Source organism: Nocardia sp. 2TAF39 (assembly GCF_052114905.1).
GTDB lineage: Bacteria > Actinomycetota > Actinomycetes > Mycobacteriales > Mycobacteriaceae > Nocardia.
The window spans coordinates 93,017-111,041 of sequence record NZ_JBFRFQ010000003.1 but is presented as its reverse complement, the minus strand read 5'-3'; the positions used below and the strand labels follow the sequence as shown (position 1 = coordinate 111,041).

20 protein-coding genes are annotated in these 18,025 nt (G+C 66.0%); 10 read left to right on the top strand and 10 right to left on the bottom strand.

All coding sequences use genetic code 11. The features are described from left to right. Positions 1–56: 56 nt before the first annotated feature. The 7 genes from AB4Z47_RS03095 to AB4Z47_RS03065 form a co-directional block, all read right to left on the bottom strand. A complete protein-coding gene (locus AB4Z47_RS03095) occupies positions 57–491 on the bottom strand; it encodes a hypothetical protein (protein WP_441947644.1) in 435 nt (144 codons plus the stop codon). Next, complete coding sequence (locus tag AB4Z47_RS03090) at positions 488–772, bottom strand: hypothetical protein (RefSeq protein ID WP_441947643.1); 285 nt, start codon at positions 770–772, stop codon at positions 488–490. The genes AB4Z47_RS03095 and AB4Z47_RS03090 overlap by 4 nt, the downstream gene beginning before the upstream one ends. Then, a complete protein-coding gene (locus tag AB4Z47_RS03085) occupies positions 772–2,172 on the bottom strand; it encodes a WXG100-like domain-containing protein (protein WP_441947642.1) in 1,401 nt (466 codons plus the stop codon). The genes AB4Z47_RS03090 and AB4Z47_RS03085 overlap by 1 nt, the downstream gene beginning before the upstream one ends. Continuing rightward, positions 2,172–2,471, bottom strand: coding sequence for a WXG100 family type VII secretion target (locus AB4Z47_RS03080; protein ID WP_441947641.1), 300 nt, complete (start codon positions 2,469–2,471; stop codon positions 2,172–2,174). Before AB4Z47_RS03080 ends, AB4Z47_RS03085 begins: the two co-directional genes overlap by 1 nt. Positions 2,472–2,473: 2 nt before the next feature. Continuing rightward, the gene (locus tag AB4Z47_RS03075) at positions 2,474–2,815 is read right to left on the bottom strand and encodes a WXG100 family type VII secretion target (RefSeq protein ID WP_441947640.1); all 342 of its coding nucleotides are present in this window, start codon (positions 2,813–2,815) and stop codon (positions 2,474–2,476) included. A gap of 323 nt (positions 2,816–3,138) precedes the next feature. Beyond that, positions 3,139–4,254: a GNAT family N-acetyltransferase gene (locus tag AB4Z47_RS03070; protein WP_441947639.1), complete on the bottom strand. Its 1,116-nt coding sequence runs from the start codon at positions 4,252–4,254 to the stop codon at positions 3,139–3,141. A 122-nt stretch (positions 4,255–4,376) separates the two neighbouring features. Beyond that, positions 4,377–5,189: an MmyB family transcriptional regulator gene (locus AB4Z47_RS03065; RefSeq protein WP_441947638.1), complete on the bottom strand. Its 813-nt coding sequence runs from the start codon at positions 5,187–5,189 to the stop codon at positions 4,377–4,379. Positions 5,190–5,940: 751 nt separating this feature from the next. Between AB4Z47_RS03065 and AB4Z47_RS03060 the strand changes: the two genes are divergently transcribed. Together AB4Z47_RS03060 and AB4Z47_RS03055 are read left to right on the top strand one after the other, a co-directional pair. After that, a complete protein-coding gene (locus AB4Z47_RS03060; RefSeq protein WP_441947637.1) occupies positions 5,941–6,426 on the top strand; it encodes a hypothetical protein in 486 nt (161 codons plus the stop codon). Next, positions 6,423–6,863 carry a hypothetical protein gene (locus tag AB4Z47_RS03055; protein WP_441947636.1) on the top strand — a complete coding sequence of 147 codons (441 nt, stop codon included), beginning with the start codon at positions 6,423–6,425 and terminating at the stop codon, positions 6,861–6,863. Before AB4Z47_RS03060 ends, AB4Z47_RS03055 begins: the two co-directional genes overlap by 4 nt. Here AB4Z47_RS03055 and AB4Z47_RS03050 read toward each other — a convergent pair. From AB4Z47_RS03050 to AB4Z47_RS03040, 3 genes are read right to left on the bottom strand one after another with little or no spacing between them, the layout of a single operon-like run. Further along, positions 6,820–8,223, bottom strand: coding sequence for a cytochrome P450 (locus tag AB4Z47_RS03050; RefSeq protein WP_441947635.1), 1,404 nt, complete (start codon positions 8,221–8,223; stop codon positions 6,820–6,822). The two genes, AB4Z47_RS03055 and AB4Z47_RS03050, sit on opposite strands and share 44 nt — an antisense overlap. After that, the gene (locus tag AB4Z47_RS03045) at positions 8,220–9,380 is read right to left on the bottom strand and encodes an MAB_1171c family putative transporter (protein WP_441947634.1); all 1,161 of its coding nucleotides are present in this window, start codon (positions 9,378–9,380) and stop codon (positions 8,220–8,222) included. The genes AB4Z47_RS03050 and AB4Z47_RS03045 overlap by 4 nt, the downstream gene beginning before the upstream one ends. Further along, positions 9,377–9,877, bottom strand: coding sequence for a hypothetical protein (locus AB4Z47_RS03040; protein WP_441947633.1), 501 nt, complete (start codon positions 9,875–9,877; stop codon positions 9,377–9,379). The genes AB4Z47_RS03045 and AB4Z47_RS03040 overlap by 4 nt, the downstream gene beginning before the upstream one ends. Positions 9,878–10,179: 302 nt before the next feature. On the opposite strand from AB4Z47_RS03040, the gene arfB reads away from it, so the two are divergent. The 8 genes from arfB to AB4Z47_RS03000 all read left to right on the top strand — a co-directional run bounded on the left by arfB (position 10,180) and on the right by AB4Z47_RS03000 (position 18,025). Then, the gene (arfB, locus tag AB4Z47_RS03035; RefSeq protein ID WP_441947753.1) at positions 10,180–10,593 is read left to right on the top strand and encodes an alternative ribosome rescue aminoacyl-tRNA hydrolase ArfB; all 414 of its coding nucleotides are present in this window, start codon (positions 10,180–10,182) and stop codon (positions 10,591–10,593) included. Between the two features lie 827 nt (positions 10,594–11,420). Continuing rightward, the gene (locus tag AB4Z47_RS03030) at positions 11,421–12,266 is read left to right on the top strand and encodes a hypothetical protein (RefSeq protein WP_441947632.1); all 846 of its coding nucleotides are present in this window, start codon (positions 11,421–11,423) and stop codon (positions 12,264–12,266) included. Further along, entirely contained in the window at positions 12,263–13,510 is a 1,248-nt protein-coding gene (locus AB4Z47_RS03025; RefSeq protein WP_441947631.1) for a cutinase family protein, read from the top strand. The genes AB4Z47_RS03030 and AB4Z47_RS03025 overlap by 4 nt, the downstream gene beginning before the upstream one ends. Next, a complete protein-coding gene (locus AB4Z47_RS03020) occupies positions 13,510–14,652 on the top strand; it encodes a lipase family protein (protein WP_441947630.1) in 1,143 nt (380 codons plus the stop codon). Before AB4Z47_RS03025 ends, AB4Z47_RS03020 begins: the two co-directional genes overlap by 1 nt. A gap of 72 nt (positions 14,653–14,724) precedes the next feature. Continuing rightward, on the top strand, positions 14,725–16,284 hold the full coding sequence (locus tag AB4Z47_RS03015) for a cutinase family protein (RefSeq protein WP_441947629.1): 1,560 nt from the start codon (positions 14,725–14,727) through the stop codon (positions 16,282–16,284). A gap of 71 nt (positions 16,285–16,355) precedes the next feature. Beyond that, on the top strand, positions 16,356–17,066 hold the full coding sequence (locus AB4Z47_RS03010; protein ID WP_441947628.1) for a hypothetical protein: 711 nt from the start codon (positions 16,356–16,358) through the stop codon (positions 17,064–17,066). Positions 17,067–17,069: 3 nt separating this feature from the next. After that, positions 17,070–17,732, top strand: a complete 663-nt coding sequence (locus AB4Z47_RS03005) for a DUF6668 family protein (RefSeq protein ID WP_441947627.1) — start codon at positions 17,070–17,072, stop codon at positions 17,730–17,732. Further along, positions 17,729–18,025, top strand: a complete 297-nt coding sequence (locus AB4Z47_RS03000; RefSeq protein ID WP_441947626.1) for a hypothetical protein — start codon at positions 17,729–17,731, stop codon at positions 18,023–18,025. Before AB4Z47_RS03005 ends, AB4Z47_RS03000 begins: the two co-directional genes overlap by 4 nt.

Genomic DNA, 18,025 nt, shown 5'->3' with positions numbered 1-18,025 from the left:
GCAGGATCGGCGGGCCACGCCGGGCGCCGGATCTGGTCAACCGCGACTTCACCAAATCAGCGATCTGGAGTCGTCCATCCGTTCATGCGTTCGAAGTACCGGTCGTCGGCCTCTTGAACTTCGTGCTCTGTCAATGGGCGACGCGGCGCGGGCTGGGCTTTTGCGAGTTCGTCCTTCAACTCTTGGGATTGCTGTCGAATCCGAGGATCCGTTGTCCGTAAGAGTTTTTCCGCTTTTGCTGCCGCGTCGGCACGTGCTCGACGGTGACCGTCCAACAGTGCGGCGGTCAGTTGTGTGCTCGACCAGCGCATCGCTCCTGGAGCGATCTGCAGATTGGTGATGTCGCCTTGCATGTCCACCTCTACGGTGATGCCTCGGACTTCACCGCGACCTCGTATGGCAGCTGCGGCTGTCGCTAACTGTTGGCCGGTTCGCCGAATCTCGGCGAGTTCGCGCTGGGTGCGTTCGTTCCACTTGTCGATGTCGGTCATGGTTTTTCAGGGTCGGTTGCCGTGTGAGCGGGCTGGCTGACCAGCAGTTGGCCGATTCGAACGTGGTCGGTGTCGCGACGGTCCACGACCAGGGTGTATTCCCCTGGATGGCGGCCTCCGTGGAACTCCACCCCGATGACTCTCACTGTTGCGCTGTTGGCGGAGTCGTAGAGCACGTCGCCGACGGTGATGTCACCAGCGGCCAGCCGGCCGGTGACCAGCAGTCCACCGCGGTCTTGGAAGTCCCACACGTGGGTGACGGTGAAGTCGACGTCATTCATCACTGAACTCCTCTGAATCGGGCAAGCGGGCCTGCTTCACTGGCGTATGCCTCAGCTTCGAGGTCGCGTACCGCTCCAGTGCCCAGCGTCCTGCCGTCGAGAATTTGGCGGACGTGGGTCATTTCGTGCGCGATGGTAGACACCATTGTTTCCTCGTCCATGAAGGAGGCGGGACCGAACCTGATCTGACGCCCTCCCAGCTCGGTCGGAGTCTGCGCACAGGCATCCCAGTAATCGAGATAGCGGGCCTGCTCGGCATCCCTGACGATGTTGATCTCGACTCCGGTCAGGTCGATGCCAGCTTTTTGCGCGAGCGCAACAATCGTCTCCTCCGTCATCGGGATCCCGCCGCCGTTGGCGAGAACATCCATGTTCGTTCGTGCGGCACTGCGGGAGAACAATTGGGGTGCCGCTTCGCCGCCCCGCCAGAGTTTGGCTACCGCTTGCTCGAGCCATCGGCCGAGCCGGGCGGACATCGCCTTGAGCGTCGTGCCGATCACGCTGCCGACGCGGCGCGCGATTGCTGCGGCTTTGGTCACCAGTTCGGCGATGATCCGGCTGATCCGCGCGGTGTACATACTGATACGCGCCGCGACGCCGAAGTTGCCCAGTTCCGACAGCCCGGCGGTGACGAACGCCCCCACCTGGATGACCGCTTCCACAGCCGCGGTCTCGATGAGCATCTTCCTGAGTTCTTCGAGGATCTCGTGATGCGCGTCGTCCAGATGCTGTGCGTAGTCGCCGCACGAGTCTCCGATCGCCCGATACGCCGACGCCAGGTGATCGAGGTCCACACCCATCTCATTGCAGGTTCTGATCGCATTGGGGATCTCGGGCGATTGCTGGTTCTCCAGCATCCCCACCGCCCCAGGGATCGGCCCCGCCGCGTCGGCCAACGCCGCAGCAGCGCCGTACCACACGGTCTTCGCGGCCCGCAGCTGATCTTGGTGGCCGTCGGGCCACACCAACCCGGAGGCGGATTTGACCAGCGACCACCCGAAAGGCTCCGATCCGGCCGCCCCGGAGGCAGACGGCGCGAAAAGCGCCAAGCACGGCTCGAAACCGGGCGTCGGGGACACTGGTGGCGCAGATGACGCGGGGTTGGAGGCAGCTTCGCTCGAGGCGTGGTTGTATGCCCCGGCGGTGAGGAGATCGCCGGTGCGCCCGCACGCGGATACCAGCTTCGACGACGCGTGCAAGGCGAGGCCTACCGCCTCGTCGTATGCCTTGGCCCATTCGGTGCCCGCGCTGTCGGTTCCGGCCATCCCGCCGTAGCCGACCAGAGTTCGCACCAGCGCCGCATGCACCTCGGTGCCGCCGTCTCGCACCGACGCGAACGCCTGGCCGGCCGAGTTGTACTCCTGATGCCGACAAACGATGATCGGGAACGCCGGAGCCATCAGGGCCACATTCCCAGGTTTGTCTGGACCGCTCCGGAGTAGTTGGTGTGCGCCTGTCGCGCCACCTCGCGTAACTCGTCGAGGTTCTCGCGCATCTCTGCCGCACCGGCCATCCACCGGTCATGCGCGGCGCGCTGAGCCTCGGCCGCCTGGCTCGACCAGGACAGATGCAGATCAGCGATGTGCTGGTCCACCTCGCGTAACCAGCCTTCGGCGTCGGCGCCGAACTTTGCCATCGTCGTGATGGCGTCATCGAGCTGTTGGAGGTTCACCCGGTAGCTGTAGTCGTCTTCGGCCATCGCTACACCTGACGTCCGAACTGGGTGATCGCGTCGTGATTAGCGGAGTCCCGCACCTCGTATCGGTTGGCCGAGTCTGCAAGGTTCGTCGCCGAACTCTCCAGCGCCGCAACGATCTCATCCGCGCCACGCTTCCATTCAACCCACGACTCGTCATAGGCCGAGGCGGCCTTGCCTCGCCAACCGTCGGCCAGCAACTCCTTACCCATCGTGTCGTCCAACTGCTTCAGCCGATCCCGGATGACCTGCGCCTTAACAGCGATGAACCGTGACGCGTCACGCAGCCGAGCCACCTCGACCTGTAGTTCATCGGACAACGCCGCCTCCCCTCGTGTTCTGTCCACCGATCGCCTCTGACTATAAGGGCGGGGCGTGAACGTCTGATGGCTTCTATCCCGCTGCCCAGCGGTGTCCAGACCACGAAATACGAACAACGACCGGACATTTGCATCGCAGCCAGAACGCCACCCACCTCTACGGCGTCGAACCCCGGATGGATTACCAGTACGTTGAGCTCTCCACGAACGCTGGCGCCGACACCGACGACCTGCGACTGCCATGACCAATGGCCCCAGTAACGCGCCGCCGCCCATCGCTGTCGGTGCCTCGGCCCACAATGCGGCCGCCGTCCTGCGGGCGGAAGTGGTGGCGAGCGGCCGGGGGTCTATCAGGTTGCGGTGTCCAGTGGCAGGCTCATGATCACCGCGTCCCACAACTCGCCGCTGCGGCGTCGGTAATGACGCCGCAGCACCCCTTCGACCTCGAAGCCGGCGCGGTCGTAGAGCGCCATCGCCGGTTGATTGTGCCTCCATACCTGGAGGGACACCTTGTGCGCGCCCCGATCCCGTGACCAGCCGATGACTCGGTCGAGCAGCACCGTCCCGATACCTCGTCCTCGTTGGTTCGCTGCGACCATCATGCCGAAACTGGTGACGCCACCGGTGGTGAAGCTGACGGTGGCCGTGCCCCCAATTCTTCCGTCGATCTCGGCGACGAACACGCCGTGCTCCTCGTTGCCGAGAGCTGCTCGGACGTGCCGTGCAGCGTCGGCCGTATCGATAGGTGCCTCCGCCCCAATCCATTTGCCTTTCTCTGCCACCTGCACCCGTAGCTCGACGATCCTCTCGATATCCGCCGGCACCGCGCCACGGACGGTCGGCCTGTTGTCGCGCGTAACGGTGGGAGTTCGGTGGCTCGCATGTGGACGGGTTGGTGGCGCGAGCCGCGCGTACATGAACATATCGCGGCGGCTGTCCCCGAATTGTTGCCACTCTCGCAAGAGCCCTTCGCGTCGAAAGCCTGCCCGCTCGGCAGTTCGGATGGAAGCGCCGTTCCAGGGCTCCACGTAGAGCTGAAGCCGCGGAATGCGCAGCTGCTCAAACGACCAGGCAGCGACGGCCCCCAGAGCGTGCGCGGCGATACCCTGCCCGCGAGCGGACTCCACAAGCCAATAGCCCACCGACGCTCGGCCTTCGACGACATCTTTCATCCACACTCCGATACTGCCGACAGGCTTGCCGTCTACGGCCCGCTCGATCACGAACGGGTATCCGCTCCCGCTCGCGACCCGCCCCCACTGCCGCTCGATGAACGTGGCCGCCGCTTCCGGGGTATAGGTCGACGGCACCGTGGTGATCAACGGGATCAGATCGTCGTCCGCCGCTTCCCGCACCAAGCCAACGTCTGCCGAGGACATCGACCAAGGACGAAGCACCAGCTCTCCTGCCGCTGCTGCCAATTCGGGAACTCGACGTTCGTCGTCCATGTTCGGGTTCGTCAGCACTAGATGATGATCGTCGAGTACATCGCGCGATTACCAATAGTTTCGTGGCGCGGTCTCATCGTCGGCGCCGACCAGACCGCCCGACCGGCTCCCCTTGAACCAGCAAAGAACCTCTGGAGTGACTAGGCAGTATTGGGTCCGCAGTAGGGTCTGCGCAGTGTGGTGACGAGAAGAACGTTCTGGGTCTGGTTCACCTCCGAGACAGTCATGATGTACGAGTTCGGCTGACCGGTGGAGGGGTGCCGCCAGTGCAGCGGGTCGCTGGTGTCGCGGCCGTAAGTGACGTTGTGGCTCGGACCCCACAGCCGGTTGGCGTCATGGTTGGGGCGCAGTCGCCGCATGAGGTCTCGGACTTGCTCGGAGGCGCGGTAGCGGCCGAAGATCCCTTTCAGGACTGCCGCGGCGTGAGCGGCTTCTCGCTCCCATTCGATGACGATGGTCTTGGCGGTCGCGCTGAACAGCCAGGCCGGGATGGATTCGGCTGTCTCTTCCAAGCCGGGCAAAGCTGCTCGGCAGGAGTCATTGCAGGCCAGCACGTTCCACACCGGGTCTATGTAGGCCCCAGGTACTCCCCGTTCCTCGAGCCCTTGAAGGTGAGACGTCAGTACGTCGTTCGCTATGAGGCACTCTCGCAGCTTGGCGGTCGGGAGAAGATCCTCGGTGGGTGCACGTAGTTCGCGAAGATGGCGTGCCTGCACCACGTTGAGACGGTAGCCGGCGATCAACTTTTCCAACGCCTCGAGACTGGGTACGTGCTTGCCTCGTTCGATCTCGAACAAGTAGCCGTCGCTCAGCCCGGTGCGGTCCCGGGCCTCGGCTCGGGAGAGGCCAAAGTCTTCTCTGATCGAGCGGCAGGCGCTGGAGAGCTGCGGGATGCGGACTGCCGGTCCGCGTTTGAAGTGGTCGGACGGACGGTTTGCGGGATTCCGGCGCAAGCGGGCTCCCCCTTTCCCTGGTTGCTTACGTAACAGGTAGACGCAGAGATACGACGATCAGTCCTCCCAATCGGGATCCTGCGATCGTGCGCAATGCCACTGCGTGGCGAGGCGCGTCGCAACTGAGGTCGCCAGCCGTGCAGAATTCCCCGACCCACCCGCGCAAGGCACCGAAATCTGTTGTATCTGGGTCGATTCCGCCACTATTGGGGACAGGAACCAGTCGAACCTGCGGGGTGGCTGCTTCGTCGGTACCGGGCGCCGCGTGGGGGTTGCTCGACTGGGACGGTCGGGGAGTTGATCTTCGCCCGGCGGCCCCGTCCAATCCGGACTTCTCGCGAGTAGAGCTCCCGCCGAGGCATCTCCAGCAGCTCCCGACCAGGGCGAGCGTTCGTTTGAAAGCATACGAAAATAGTACGCAAATTGACTCAAAGGTCAATTGGAAAGGTTGAGACTGCAGAGCAACTAATCATCAGGTGTGTAGCGACATTCGGATACAGTCCGATCCGAACCCCACGACGTGCTGGTCTCGTCTGCGCCTAATTTTCGTATTACTATGGCGCAGATGCCTGTGTACGGTCATACCTCGGGAGGTGGCTCGATGGATGACGCGTGTGCGAGGCGGCTGGCTAATGCAGTGCTCGCGCGTATGGCGGAGTTCAAACCGCCTCGATCGCGGAGGCAGGTGTACTTGCATGGCGGTCCTACGGAGCCGACGCTGCTTGCTATCGAGCGTGCCGAGGCTCGGACTGTGAAGCCGAAGACCTTGCGGAAGCTCAACGTGGGGCTGGAGTGGGAGCCTGGATCGGCGGAGGACGTCTACTACAGCAGCGGCAAGCCCAGGCCGGTGGTGGGCAGGACGGGCATCGTCGTCGGTCCGCGCGGGGTGTATGTCGAGGGTGGCGTCGTTACTCAGCTGATTACCGTCGCGCATGAGATCGGGGATCTAGCTGAATCCGGTGCACCGGCCATGCGGGCAGCGGCCGAGCGACTCGACGCTGCGATCCAGCCGTTGTACGCCCGATACGTCACCCAGCTGCTCGAAGCGAACCGCCGCCAGGGCGGCGCGTTGGGTCCGCTGGTGGCGGTTCTGGGCCCGTTTCTGGATCGTGTAGTCGACCAGTGTGATGACGAGGAGGAAGCGTTGTACCGGCGCTGGCTGGCTGGCTTACATATCGACCTCGACAAGTCGATGAAGCAGCGTTTCGAGACCCGTTTAGCGGAGGCGGAGGCATGAACCTGTCGTTGGCGAAACGTGTCGATGTGCTGTTCCGTGCACTGCACAGCCCCGACGAAGGCGAACCCACCGTGGAGTTCGTTGCCGTAGCGCTGCGTGATCGAGGCATCGAGATATCAGCCGACGATCTGACCGCGCTGCGCGATGGTACTGGCCCCGCGCCGTCAACGGAGGTACTCACCACGGTGGCCCAGCACTTCAAGCAAGAACCGTGGTACCTGACCGATTCCGGGGATGTACAACGAGTGGTCGACGCGTATGTCCAGCTGGATCTGCTGCGAGCCTTGCGTGAGGCCGGAGTGCGCCGGGTCCGCCTGCGCGGCAGCCCGGGCACCTCCGACCGAAAAGCCCTAGCCGAATCGCTATGCACGTGCCCACGGCACGAGATCGAACCTAGCTGCGCCGAGCTACCTTCAGGCGCAACCGATCCGGCTTGAGCGTGATCGTTTCCTTGATCTTCAGCCGATAGGCGGGGTCAGGTGTGAGGTCGTAGTTGCGCAGGATCGTGGCCAGCACGAGCACGATCTCGTGGTAGGCGAACTGGCGGCCGATGCAGGCACGCATCCCCACCCCGAACGGCCGGTACAACTCGGGGTGGCGGGCACGCACCCGTTCGGGCAGGAACCGGTCAGGGTCGAAGCGCTCCGGGTCATCACCCCACAGCTGATGGCGGTGCAGCTGCAACAGCACGATGAACACCCACTCACCGCGCTGGAACGGGTGCTTGCCGCCCAACATCGTGTCCCGGCGGGCCTTGCGGAAATAGCCCGGGGCGGTGGGCCACAATCTCAAGGTCTCATCGACAATGCGTCGCACGTAGCGCAGCTTGGCGACCTGCTCGAACGCCAGTTCGTCACCGGTCCAGATCTCGTCGATCTCCTGGCGCGCGCGGTCGGCGATCTCCGGATGAATCGACAAATAGTGCAGGGCGAAGGCCATCACCCCAGCTGATGTCTCATGGCCTGCGGCCAGGAAAGTGAGAATCTGGTAGCGGATATTCTCCGGATCCAGTCGCTGCCCGGTTTCCGGGTCGGCCACGGTGAGCATCCGGTCCAGCAGGTCGCCGTGCTCGCCGGCGCCGTCTCGCTGCCGTTGCTCGATCACCGAGTCGACTTCTCGGTTGACATAGTCGATGTCGGCCAGATGCCGAGTCCGCTGTTCGCGGTGCAGCGTCTGCTCCAGCAGCGGATGGCTGTAGGCGGAGCGGTTGATGTAGGTGAGGATCCGCAGCATTGCGGCCACGATCGGATGCGGATCTGTGCGATCGAACGAACCGAACGAATACCCGAAGCCGCAGCGCCCGATGACCTCCAGCGCCACCTTGTTCATGTCGTGGGGGATGTCGACCCACCTATCGCTGCGGCCTGCCCAGTGCTCGATCAGCTCGCTCGCGCAAGCCTGCATGGTGGCGTGGTAGCTGCGCATCGCTGTCGCGGTGAACGAGGGCGCCAAGATCGCGTGTGCCTTGGCCCAGTTCGGTTCACTGTTGAACGCGGTGAACAGCCCGTCGCGAGCCACCGTCCGCAGCGTTCCGATCGGGACGCCGAGAAATTTCGCCCAGTGCGTGTCATCGTTGATCTCGCGCAGCAGCTCCGGATCGGACACATACGTCACCCGGGTACCGAAAATATTCCGCTCGTAGATGTCACCGTAGCGCTGCGCGCCACGCATGCCCCACTGGCTCGAATCCGTCACGTGCAGATCCCACACATCGCCGAGGAACGGGATCCGGTACGGCGGATGCGGAAGCACCCGATCACTGGATCGAATCCGCTGTGGGGCCGGTGTTGTCGTCACTTCGCTCGGTCTCCATCCAATAGCAGGTTGGTATGCAGGTGGTTCCGCGCCTCATGCCAGTGGTTGGCGATTCTGCGCAGGGCACGAGTTTCATCGACGATGTCACTGCCCGGCGCCGACGCCTGTAGCCGACGGTACTGCCCGGCCGCGACACCGGATTGCTTGCGGTGCAACGCACGTACAATCTGGATCGCCTCACCGGCCGGCCCTGGAACGCCGTCGGCACCTGGTTCGACGTAGCGTCCGAGCACCAGAAACGAATCCCTGATCTCGACGGTCATCCGGTGCAGGCATCGCCGGGGGCTCATCTCGACGTCTTGCCGCGTCGGGCGTGGAATTTCTGGACACGCCCCCACCAGCTCCTCCCACATCGGGGTCAGCTGCCGGATGGCCCGCGAGGCGGGATCTATCCGCAGCCGCCGCATGAACTCGGTCACCACCCCAGCCGCGGCGACCAGGGCACCGCCTCCCAGCATGTAGGTGTAGTTGTTTTCGTTTGCCCGGAAACGGAATTCGACATAGGCAGTGGCGGTCCCGGTTGCCGCGCACAGCGAAGAGACAATGATCAACAGCGCTTCTTCCACCGCCCAGGCGCCGACGATCACGATCATCAGATAAGTCAGCCGGTGCAGCGGCCGAAGATGACCGGCCCGCAGCTCCTTGACGCTCGTCGTCACCATCAGTGCTCCGGGCACGCCGCACCAGGCGGAGAAGATCGCGAAGTACACCGGGGTCTGCCAGCCCTCGGCTCGATCGATGTAATCACCCAGCGCCCGCGAGTGAGTCCCAACAATCAGCATCAGCGCAGCCGACACGCAGACGGTGCCCCACACCGACCGGCTCATACGGGCGGCATGTGCCGGCGTGCGCTCCGACCACGAGGCCACCAGCAGTAGCAACGGCGCGAACATGACCACCATGACCGCCGACGACAACTGCCGGGTAAACGCGACGCTGAACACACCCTCCTGCGCGAGCCAATCCTGCACCACACGCTCACGCAGCAATCCCGAAGCCGTTCCGAACAGCAGGCCATAAGTGATCAGACGTTCACTCGGTCGGGCATCGACCGAAAGCCACAGCAGCCGAAACATCAACGCCACCACGCTGAATCCGAGGACTGTCCAGGCGACCGGCGCTGGTGCCGACGAGGTCAATGCTCTCCCCACAGTGACGTCATCGGCTGGCTGGCCCGCCACCGCGAAGTACTCGACAGCATCAGATCGGCGAACACCTCTGCCTCATCCTCCTGGCTGTCGGCGAACTCGCTTCGCCCCAGCACCCGCCGGATCGTAGCTGGGTCGATATCCGGCAACAGCCGCTGCAAGCCGTCCAGGTCCCCGGCACCCGCGTTGTGGTTGAGCACCATATGACCAACCTCGTGCCACAGGATCTGATCAACATGGAAACTCGTAGTGCCAGCGGCGTACGCGACCACATCCCCGGCGTCGGTGTCGAGCCACAAACCGCAGGGGGCACCGCGCCCGAGATTCCACACATCAGGTAGCACGCCGGATTCCACCGCCATCAGCTGGATCCGACGACCACGCCAGGCCCCCAGCGCAGCCAGAAACCTCTCCCGGTTCCAGGGCGACGGAACCAGGTGGGCAATTTCGGCCCGTGCGTCGAACACTCGCCGCGTCGAGTCATCCACCCTGCATCACCTCGCGGCCAACCCCGAAGCTTCAGCACCGTCGCGACGTAACGCGGTCGAGGAGGCTGAGAGTACTGAACCGTGTCGTGATTGATCCGCCTGCAGTAGTGACATGATTTCTCCTGTGTCCGTGGACTTTTCGCTGAAATGCGTCGCGCCTCATGTGGGCGACTACAGAGTTGGACGTCGCAGCGGATGATTCGGTTCCGTTGAAGTCGGTGGGGATTCTGTCAGCGAAGCAGCTGTGCCTCAGATCGAACCCGCGGCCTCACACGGGCTGATGCCCGGGACGGGACCCAACTCTGCATGCAACCACCGCGCAGAACTTCAGATCCGAGTTACGCGAACGGTTCTCACGGTCGTCCGGTCCCGGAGGACAGCACGTCAATACCACCGATAGCCGGGTAGAGCTGTCGTTCGACCTCGCCAACTCGCCCTCGGTGCCGGATTGGCTGCGCACCCGGATGCTCGACCGCCTGGCCACCCGCCTGGTCAACGGGGTGCTCACGATCGCCGCATCGGAGCGACGCGCACAGCTGCAGAACCGCGCGGCCGCCCGCGAACGTCTGGCCTCGTTACTGCGTGACGCCGCTGCCGCCCCGCCACCTGTTCGCCGCGCCACCAAGCCCTCGCGCGGAGCAAAGGAACGTCGCATCTCCGCGAAGAAACGGCGCGGCGTCACCAAACGCAACCGCCGCGCCTCCCCCGACGACTAGCCGACGGCAGCGCCAATGTCGGGGTATCGGCGGCACAATCGTTGTCGAACGGGCCCGTGCTCCCAAGTACCCGTCTGCATCCTCTCGTCGTTGGCAGCAGCCTAAGCGCAGGCATACCGACACATTCCGCCGATATGAACAGCGCTCGGCCCCGCGAACCGACGGTCGCAGTTCACCGATGATCAACGTCGGGACTCACCAGCGTAGCCAACGGCGGCAAGGGTGATCTCGTCAGCGATTGCACGCAGGTAGCTGGTCGCCGGGCGGCAACCTGTGGCAGAGGGTGCGTGGAAGTGGCTGCAGGGCAGCAGAATCAGACAGAAGCTTTCTCTCGAGATTTCTTCGTTAGTTCGTCAGCAAACTCCCTGATCAATCGGGAAATAGCAATCTCAAGATTCGGTGTGTACATAAAAGTAGATGAGTCGGAACCCTAGCTTTCCAGCATGTTTCGCGGTTTGGATGGATGAGTAGATCCAAACCGATTGAAAGGAAACAGCGTTGGACCCGTTCGTGATTCTTGGTTGGGTGAACACCGGTCTGTCGATGCTGTCTCACGGCTTGTCCGTGGCAGCGCAGGCCCTGGCGCTCATCCTGCCCTTCATCTGACACAAACACCCTGAGAAGTGCTCTCCCAGAGGTGATCACGCTTCTGGGAGGCCCTCGGCCTACCTCGGTCGCCCGCCCTCTCCAATTATCAATCCCCATCTTTTTCCTTCAGGACGAAGGGTTTATTAGGCATGCCCAAATCCAGAAATTCCGATATCCACTGGACCGATGCCACCGGTCCCGAGAAGCTGCGCCACAGGACCTCAAATTGGAGAATCTGCTTGCGCTCCAGCATTGGACGCGGCAGCCGCGCGCTGCTGGCCGGGGCGGTCCCGGCGGCGATGGTGATCGCCGCAGCCGGTGCGGCCAATGCCGCTGACACCCCCGCCGTGATCTCTGATCAGCCGGGGGTCACCAGCCCCGCCCAGCCCGGCACAACCACGCCACCACCCCCGGAACCCACGACGACTCAAGCCCCAGAAGCTGTGCCGCAGCCGATGTACTACGAGCAGCCGCCCGAGGTCCGCAACGAGGCACCGTCGCGTCCGGCGCCGCCGCCGGAGGAGCCGGTCGAGCCGATCCGGATCGAGGAGCTGCATCTGCCCGAACCGGTGCCGCCGGTCGCGCCGATCGAGGCACCGGAGAACATGATCCGCGTCGGGCAGTGGCAGGCCCCGCGCCCGGAGTGGCTGCCCCCCGAATGCGCGGATGCGATCAACGACGTCGCGGCGGGTGCCGAGGCCCAGGTCGCCACCGCGCTGGATTCGGTCGGTATCCCCGCCGGGCGGTCGGATCGGGTCAGTGGCGCGACCTTGGCCGGTGCCGGGATCGGTGGCGCTGCGGGCGGCGCGGTCGTCGGTGCCCCGGTGGCGGCTGCGGGAGCGGTGGTCGGTGGCCTGATCGGCGGAACGATCGGCGGCATCGCGGGCGCCGTGCTAGGCACGGTCGTGCCGGTGCCGGTCATCGGAACCGTGACCTCCGGCGTGGCCGGAACGGCTCTGGGTGCCGCGGTCGGCGCGGCTGTGGGTGCCGCGGTAGTGGGCATTCCTGCCGCTGTCATCGGCGCGGTCGCCGGTGGCACCGTTGGCGCCGGATTCGGTGCCGGAGTGGGAGTCGGTCAGCCATGACCACCTTCACGAAGAGCTGCACGCGCACCACCGCTGTAGCAGCGATGACCACCGCAATCGGCATGGTGAGTGTCGCGACCGGAACCGGCAGCGCGGAGGCGATGCCGATCGGGCCCGGTTGCCCCGCTCTCTACGTGCTGGGGGTCCAGGGCACCGGTCAGTCCTCACCGACCGCGGATCCGCTGGCCGACACCGGCGTCGTCGGCGCGCTGATCGCCCCGGTCCTGTTCGCGGCCCCGGGCCTGGTGCAACGCAGTTACATCCCGTATACTGCGGGCTTCGGTGGTGCGGTCCCCGGCGGCGGGCCCGATCCGTATGTGGTGTCGGTGACCGACGCGCGACGTCAGCTCTACGCCGCGGTCACTCAGATTGCCGACACCTGCCCCGGCACGATGTTCGCTGGCATCGGCTACTCCCAAGGTGCGCAAGCGATGTCGTCCTTCGCCCGCGACATCGGTGCGGGCACCGGCCCGGTCGGGCCGGAACGGATCGCTGGGATCGCCCTGTACGCCCACCCGGACCGCGCCCTCGGCGCACCGATCTTTCCTGGGCGGCCGGGCCAGACGGCGCCGGATCCTGCGCCAGGCACGAGCGGAGCAGCGGTGTCGGCGGTGCAGATCTCCAACCCGCCGGCTGGTGGCGGCGGCATCGCTGATGGCGAGACCAACTACGGGGCGTTGACCGGCCGGGTAGCCGACATCTGCACCGACGGGGATCTGGCTTGCTCGGCACCGGACCGGGCCGCGCTGCTGCGCGTCGGGGCGGAGATCGCCGCCCAAGCCGACCTACGTGACCCCCTAGCTGCGATCGGCTCGCTCAACGCCTTGTTCTCCGCCGCGTTGGGCGATGCCTGGACGACAGTGGTGCTCAACGACTTCCAGTTCGGCGCGGGCAACGTCGACTACGCCCCGCAGCTGGGTCTGGCGGGCCGGTTGATCGACGCCGCCGACCCCCGCACTCCTGCCCCAACCCCAGAGGAGGTCGGTGCGGCGGCGACGCGGTGGAACGAGATCACCGCAACCGTCGCCGCGAACCCGATCGGGCTGCTGCCCAAACTCGCCGTGCAACTGAGTGCGGCGTGGGGGCAGCTGGTCACCGACAACGCCGACCTGCTCAACCCCGCGATCTGGCTGCACTACGCCGACACCGTTGCCCGCCACAACAACTACGCCATCACCGGCCAGCTCAACTCCGGCATCGCCTGGATGGTGGCCCTCGCCCACGACATCGCCGGGAGTCGATGATGACCGATCCCGCCGCCCTAGATGGCTTCTACAGCAGCCCCGCGCTCGACTTCACCCCGCGACCGGGGGAAATCCTGCGCCGCCGCACTGTCGCCACCCCGCGCCTAGACGGCGGCAATCGCGCATGGCAGCTCGTCTACGCCACCCGCACCGCGTTCAGCGCCCCCATCCCAGCCTCCGGAATCGTGATCACTCCTCACACGACCGAGTTCGCCAGACCCAGTCCTATCCTGGTGTACTGCACAGCCTTTCATGGTCTCGGCGGGCATTGTGCACCGTCACAGCTGCTGGCGGGGGAGAGGACCGAACCCGAAACCGGGTTCATCACCACCGCTCTGGAACGCGGCTGGACGGTGGCCGTGCCCGACGGGCACGGCCTGGGCATGACCGGGCTGGGGCCGCACCAGTTCCTGGCCGGCCGCGCCGCCGCACATGCCGTGCTCGACCTCGCCCGCGCTGTGCGCGCGCTGCCGGAACTGGACTCGGCGCAGGCGCCTTGCACGGTATGGGGATACGCCGATGGCGGGCGCGGCGCGGTCTGGGCCGCCGAACAACAGCCCCAGTATGCACCGGAGCTGGATCTGCGCGGGGTCGCCGCGGGTGCTGTCGTGGCTGATCCTGGTGCGCTGATTGCCGAGATCGATGGCGGTCGGTGGGCGGGGCTGGGGTTGGCCGGGCTGATCGGGCTGGGCCGCGCGTATACGCATCTGCCGGTCGGCCACATCCTCACCGACGACGGCCACCGCACGATCGAGCAGGCCCGAGAACTCGACGCGGCGGCGCTCCTGGTCACCTACCGCAACGAGCCGTTGGGGCGCTGGTGCGAGCGACCCGACCCGTGGAACGACCCCCTCTGGCGGTATGTACTGGCCAACGAGACCAGCGGTCGCGTAGCCCCGCAGGTGCCCGTGCATCTCTACCACGGCACTGAAGACGCCCTCGTGCCGGCGGCGATGGGACGCGGACTGTTCGCCGAATACCGCGCGCTCGGAGTCGATGTGAGCTGGCGCGAGTACGCGACCAGCCATATCGGCACCGCCACCGATGGTGCCGCCGAAGCCATCGCCCGGCTAGCCAGCTATCTGCTGCACCGACCCGGCACCGCCGCCCGCCCGGCACCACCGAGTCCCCAGACCACCTGAATCGCCTGCCCGCACCACGAACCCCCGACCGGGGTGCGGGGAGGCCCCCAAACCAGATCGAGGCGAAGTCCCATGCATCCCAGCACCACCCGAACCCGGACATTACGGCGCGTCACCGCGACAGCGCTGACGTTGGTGACCGTGTCGGTGGCAGGTGCCAGCACCGTCCACGCCGACACCGGAGTCCCGCTCGGCGCGAAATGCCCGAGCCTGTATGCGCTGGGGGTGCAGGGCAGCGAGGAGGCCGCCCCTGACGCTGCGATGACCAGTGACTCCGGTGCACTTGGGCAGATGTTCGGTCCTCTGGCCGCGGCAGTGGGGGATCTTATGCAGCGGGCCTACGTCCCCTACGGCCGCGCACCCGACGGGACAGTGCTGCCGTATGACGTCGCGATCACCGCTGCCGCCGACCGTTTGGAGCAGATGGCCGCCGAGGTCGTGGCGCGGTGCCCGAACACGAAGATCGCTGCCGCTGGATACGCCCACGGCGCACCCGCGGTCTCGCGGTTCGCTAATCGGGTTGGAGCTGGGAACACACGCGTCGGCGCCGACCAAGTTGCCGGAATCGCGTTGCTGGCCAACCCGAACCGTGACGCGAACACCCCGGTGCTGCCTGGCCGCGCGGACAGCACCACCCCCTCGGCCGCACCCGGGACCATGGGGGAGAAGGTCGCAGAGATCTCGCTGCTCAACCCACCGTTATCTGGGGCTGGCATCGCCGCGACGACGCCGTCGAGCGGATACGGGGCGTTGACCGGCAGGGTCGCTGACCTGTGCGTCGCGGGAGATGCGACCTGCGATGCTCCGGCCGGGAGCCCTCTGGCCACCACCGCCGCCAATATTGCTGCCCGCTCGGACCTTCGTGACCCGATCGCGGCGGTATCCACGATCGCACAAGCCTTGTCGGCGACGGTCTACACCACTGTGGTGAACGTGGTCAACGAGGACCTGACCGGCACCAGCCTCGATCAACTGTCCTATCAGCCTGCCAAACCCCTCGGTCAACGCTTGGCCGAAGCCTCCAACCCGAACACCACCCCACCCGGCCCGAACGACGCTCTCGCGGCGCTGTTCAAACTCGGCACCATCGGCCTGAACGCCGTCGTGTCGGTCGTGCAGAAGGTGTTCACCCCGACCACTATCGCCGAACTGGCGACCGTGGGGCTCGCGAATCCGTGGGCGGCAGTCGCCACGTTGGGCGCCAAGCTCGCCACCGCGGTTATCGAGTTGGTGGCGCCGCAGACGACCAGCCGCTGGATCAACCAAGCCTTCGACGCGATCACCAGCACCATCACCGACCACAGCGAGCTCTACACCCTGGCCGGCTCCGCCCAGTACAGCGACACCGCCGGCCGCCACGGCTCCTACCAAACCGTGCCCGCCACACCGACCGGACGCTCAGCCCTGAACGCCACAGCCGAATGGTTCACCGCGCTCGCCCGCGACCTCGCGGCCACCGGGACACCGTCGGCGGCCCCACCGAAGTCCGCCGCCCACTCGACGACCAGAGCCCCCCACCACGACGTCCCGCAGCGGCCCTGCCGGACCGGCGGTCCCGACGCCGAGCGGCGGTCCTTAGACCCCTTCGGGCGGAGTCCGATTCCGCAGACGTACCCACCCCCTGTCTGCTGATTCTCCCCTGGCACTCCCGCCCGAAGGGCCCTCCACTGTCCGCCACCACACCGAGGAGGTGAGAACCCGACATGCCGAACACCCGAACCGAACCTGACACCAGCGGTGAGCACGGCTCGGGCTGGTTACATCCAACCGACCCGGTTGCCCTGCAACCTGTCCTGCCCGTGACCGACGATGCGGATCCAGACGTCTGCGATGGATGGCGGTGGATCAACCAGCAAACTCCCCCGTCACCGCAGCCCACCACAAGGTCGGGGCGCACTGTGCCTCGGCGCGTATGGGTCGGGCTTGCCGCCGGACTCGGGGTGGCCGCCATGCTCATCGGCGCGGGAATCAGCTCGGTCACCGACCGCCCGTACATGGCCACGCCGATCCCGCCCCTGACCGCGAGCCTTCCGACAATGACGCCACCATCGGGCGGCGCGTGCGCCGGGCTGTCCGGGCAAACCGTCACCGGCACCGCAGGCGACGCCCACAGTCTGGCCGGGGTAATCGCGGCGTTCGAGCACGCCTACTACGTCCAGCGCGACGCAGAGTCCGCGCTGCGGCTGATCGCCCCCGAAGCCGGTCTCGAGCTCGAGACGTTGGCGGCGGCCATAGCCTCCATCCCGACCGGCACCACGCATTGTGTCGCGATCACCCCGATCGCCGAGGGCGCTGCCGAGGTGCACCTGGTCGAGCGGCACCCCGACGGGCAGCGCGTCGACTACCTCCAGTTGATCAACATCCGTCACGACCCCGGCAATGTCGCCATCACCAACATTCAGAAGCGGGGATGAGCGATGGCCGCACCGCTGCACCTGCACCTGCACCAAAACCACCGCGACCTCGGGCACCGTCTCAACCCGGGCACCGTCGCCGCGCCCGCGCCGGAACGGTTGGCGCCGGTGCGGGAAACACCGCTGCCGACCACGGGTGCGCACCCCCCGCTGTTCGCCGTGCTCGGCGCGCATGGTGGCGCCGGTACCTCGACGCTGGCGCGGTGGTGGGCCCCGGCCGCTGACACCGGTCTGGCCTGGCCCGCCTCACCCCGCACAACGCAACAGGTGATCGTCGCCGCCCGGCTCTGTATGCCCGGTCTGACCGCCGCGGCCGATCGGCTGCGCGAATGGCACGCCGGACTGGCCCCGGACGGCGTGCGGGTGATCGGGCTGGTGCTGAGCGCTGCTCGCCCGGGGAAGGTTCCCGCGGCCGTGCGCCGGTATCGCACTGTCGTCACCGAGCTGGTCGACCACGTCTACGACATCGGCTGGCACGACGAACTTGTCGTCCGCGAACTCACCGAACTCGCCCAGTACTTCCCCTTCGACCCGGCACCGCCGCGCCGCACCCGGTTACGTGAGGCGGTCCCCGCCGACGTGCACCGCGCCGGAACCCAGATCATCACCCACCTCGCAGCCGCCCGTTCGGTTGCTGCACAACAGGATTCGGAGACATCGCCATGACCACCGCGTATACGGTCGGCGAGGCGCTGACCGTGCTCGCCCAAGAAATCAAGATCACCCCCACCGTGCCGCCCGGGGCGCCACAGCTGCTCAACCTGGTCAACTATCTGTCCTGGATCGTCATGCTCGCCGGGATCGCGGCACTGATCTACGCCGGCGGCAAATTCGGCTGGGAGAGATTCCACGGCGGCGCGGTCGAATCACCCAAGATCATCCTCGGCGCCCTGGTCGGCGGCATCATCGCCACCAGCGCCGGAGCGATCATGAACGCCGTCGTCACCGGAGGCGCATAA

Excerpts from the sequence above, each read along its gene's own strand:
- AB4Z47_RS03095 (WP_441947644.1), bottom strand. The coding sequence starts at position 491 with ATGACCGACATCGACAAGTGGAACGAACGCACCCAGCGCGAACTCGCC.
- AB4Z47_RS03090 (WP_441947643.1), bottom strand. The coding sequence starts at position 772 with ATGAATGACGTCGACTTCACCGTCACCCACGTGTGGGACTTCCAAGAC.
- AB4Z47_RS03085 (WP_441947642.1), bottom strand. The coding sequence starts at position 2,172 with ATGGCTCCGGCGTTCCCGATCATCGTTTGTCGGCATCAGGAGTACAAC.
- AB4Z47_RS03080 (WP_441947641.1), bottom strand. The coding sequence starts at position 2,471 with ATGGCCGAAGACGACTACAGCTACCGGGTGAACCTCCAACAGCTCGAT.
- AB4Z47_RS03055 (WP_441947636.1), top strand. The coding sequence starts at position 6,423 with ATGAACCTGTCGTTGGCGAAACGTGTCGATGTGCTGTTCCGTGCACTG.
- AB4Z47_RS03025 (WP_441947631.1), top strand. The coding sequence starts at position 12,263 with ATGACCACCTTCACGAAGAGCTGCACGCGCACCACCGCTGTAGCAGCG.
- AB4Z47_RS03020 (WP_441947630.1), top strand. The coding sequence starts at position 13,510 with ATGACCGATCCCGCCGCCCTAGATGGCTTCTACAGCAGCCCCGCGCTC.
- AB4Z47_RS03015 (WP_441947629.1), top strand. The coding sequence starts at position 14,725 with ATGCATCCCAGCACCACCCGAACCCGGACATTACGGCGCGTCACCGCG.
- AB4Z47_RS03010 (WP_441947628.1), top strand. The coding sequence starts at position 16,356 with ATGCCGAACACCCGAACCGAACCTGACACCAGCGGTGAGCACGGCTCG.
- AB4Z47_RS03005 (WP_441947627.1), top strand. The coding sequence starts at position 17,070 with ATGGCCGCACCGCTGCACCTGCACCTGCACCAAAACCACCGCGACCTC.
- AB4Z47_RS03000 (WP_441947626.1), top strand. The coding sequence starts at position 17,729 with ATGACCACCGCGTATACGGTCGGCGAGGCGCTGACCGTGCTCGCCCAA.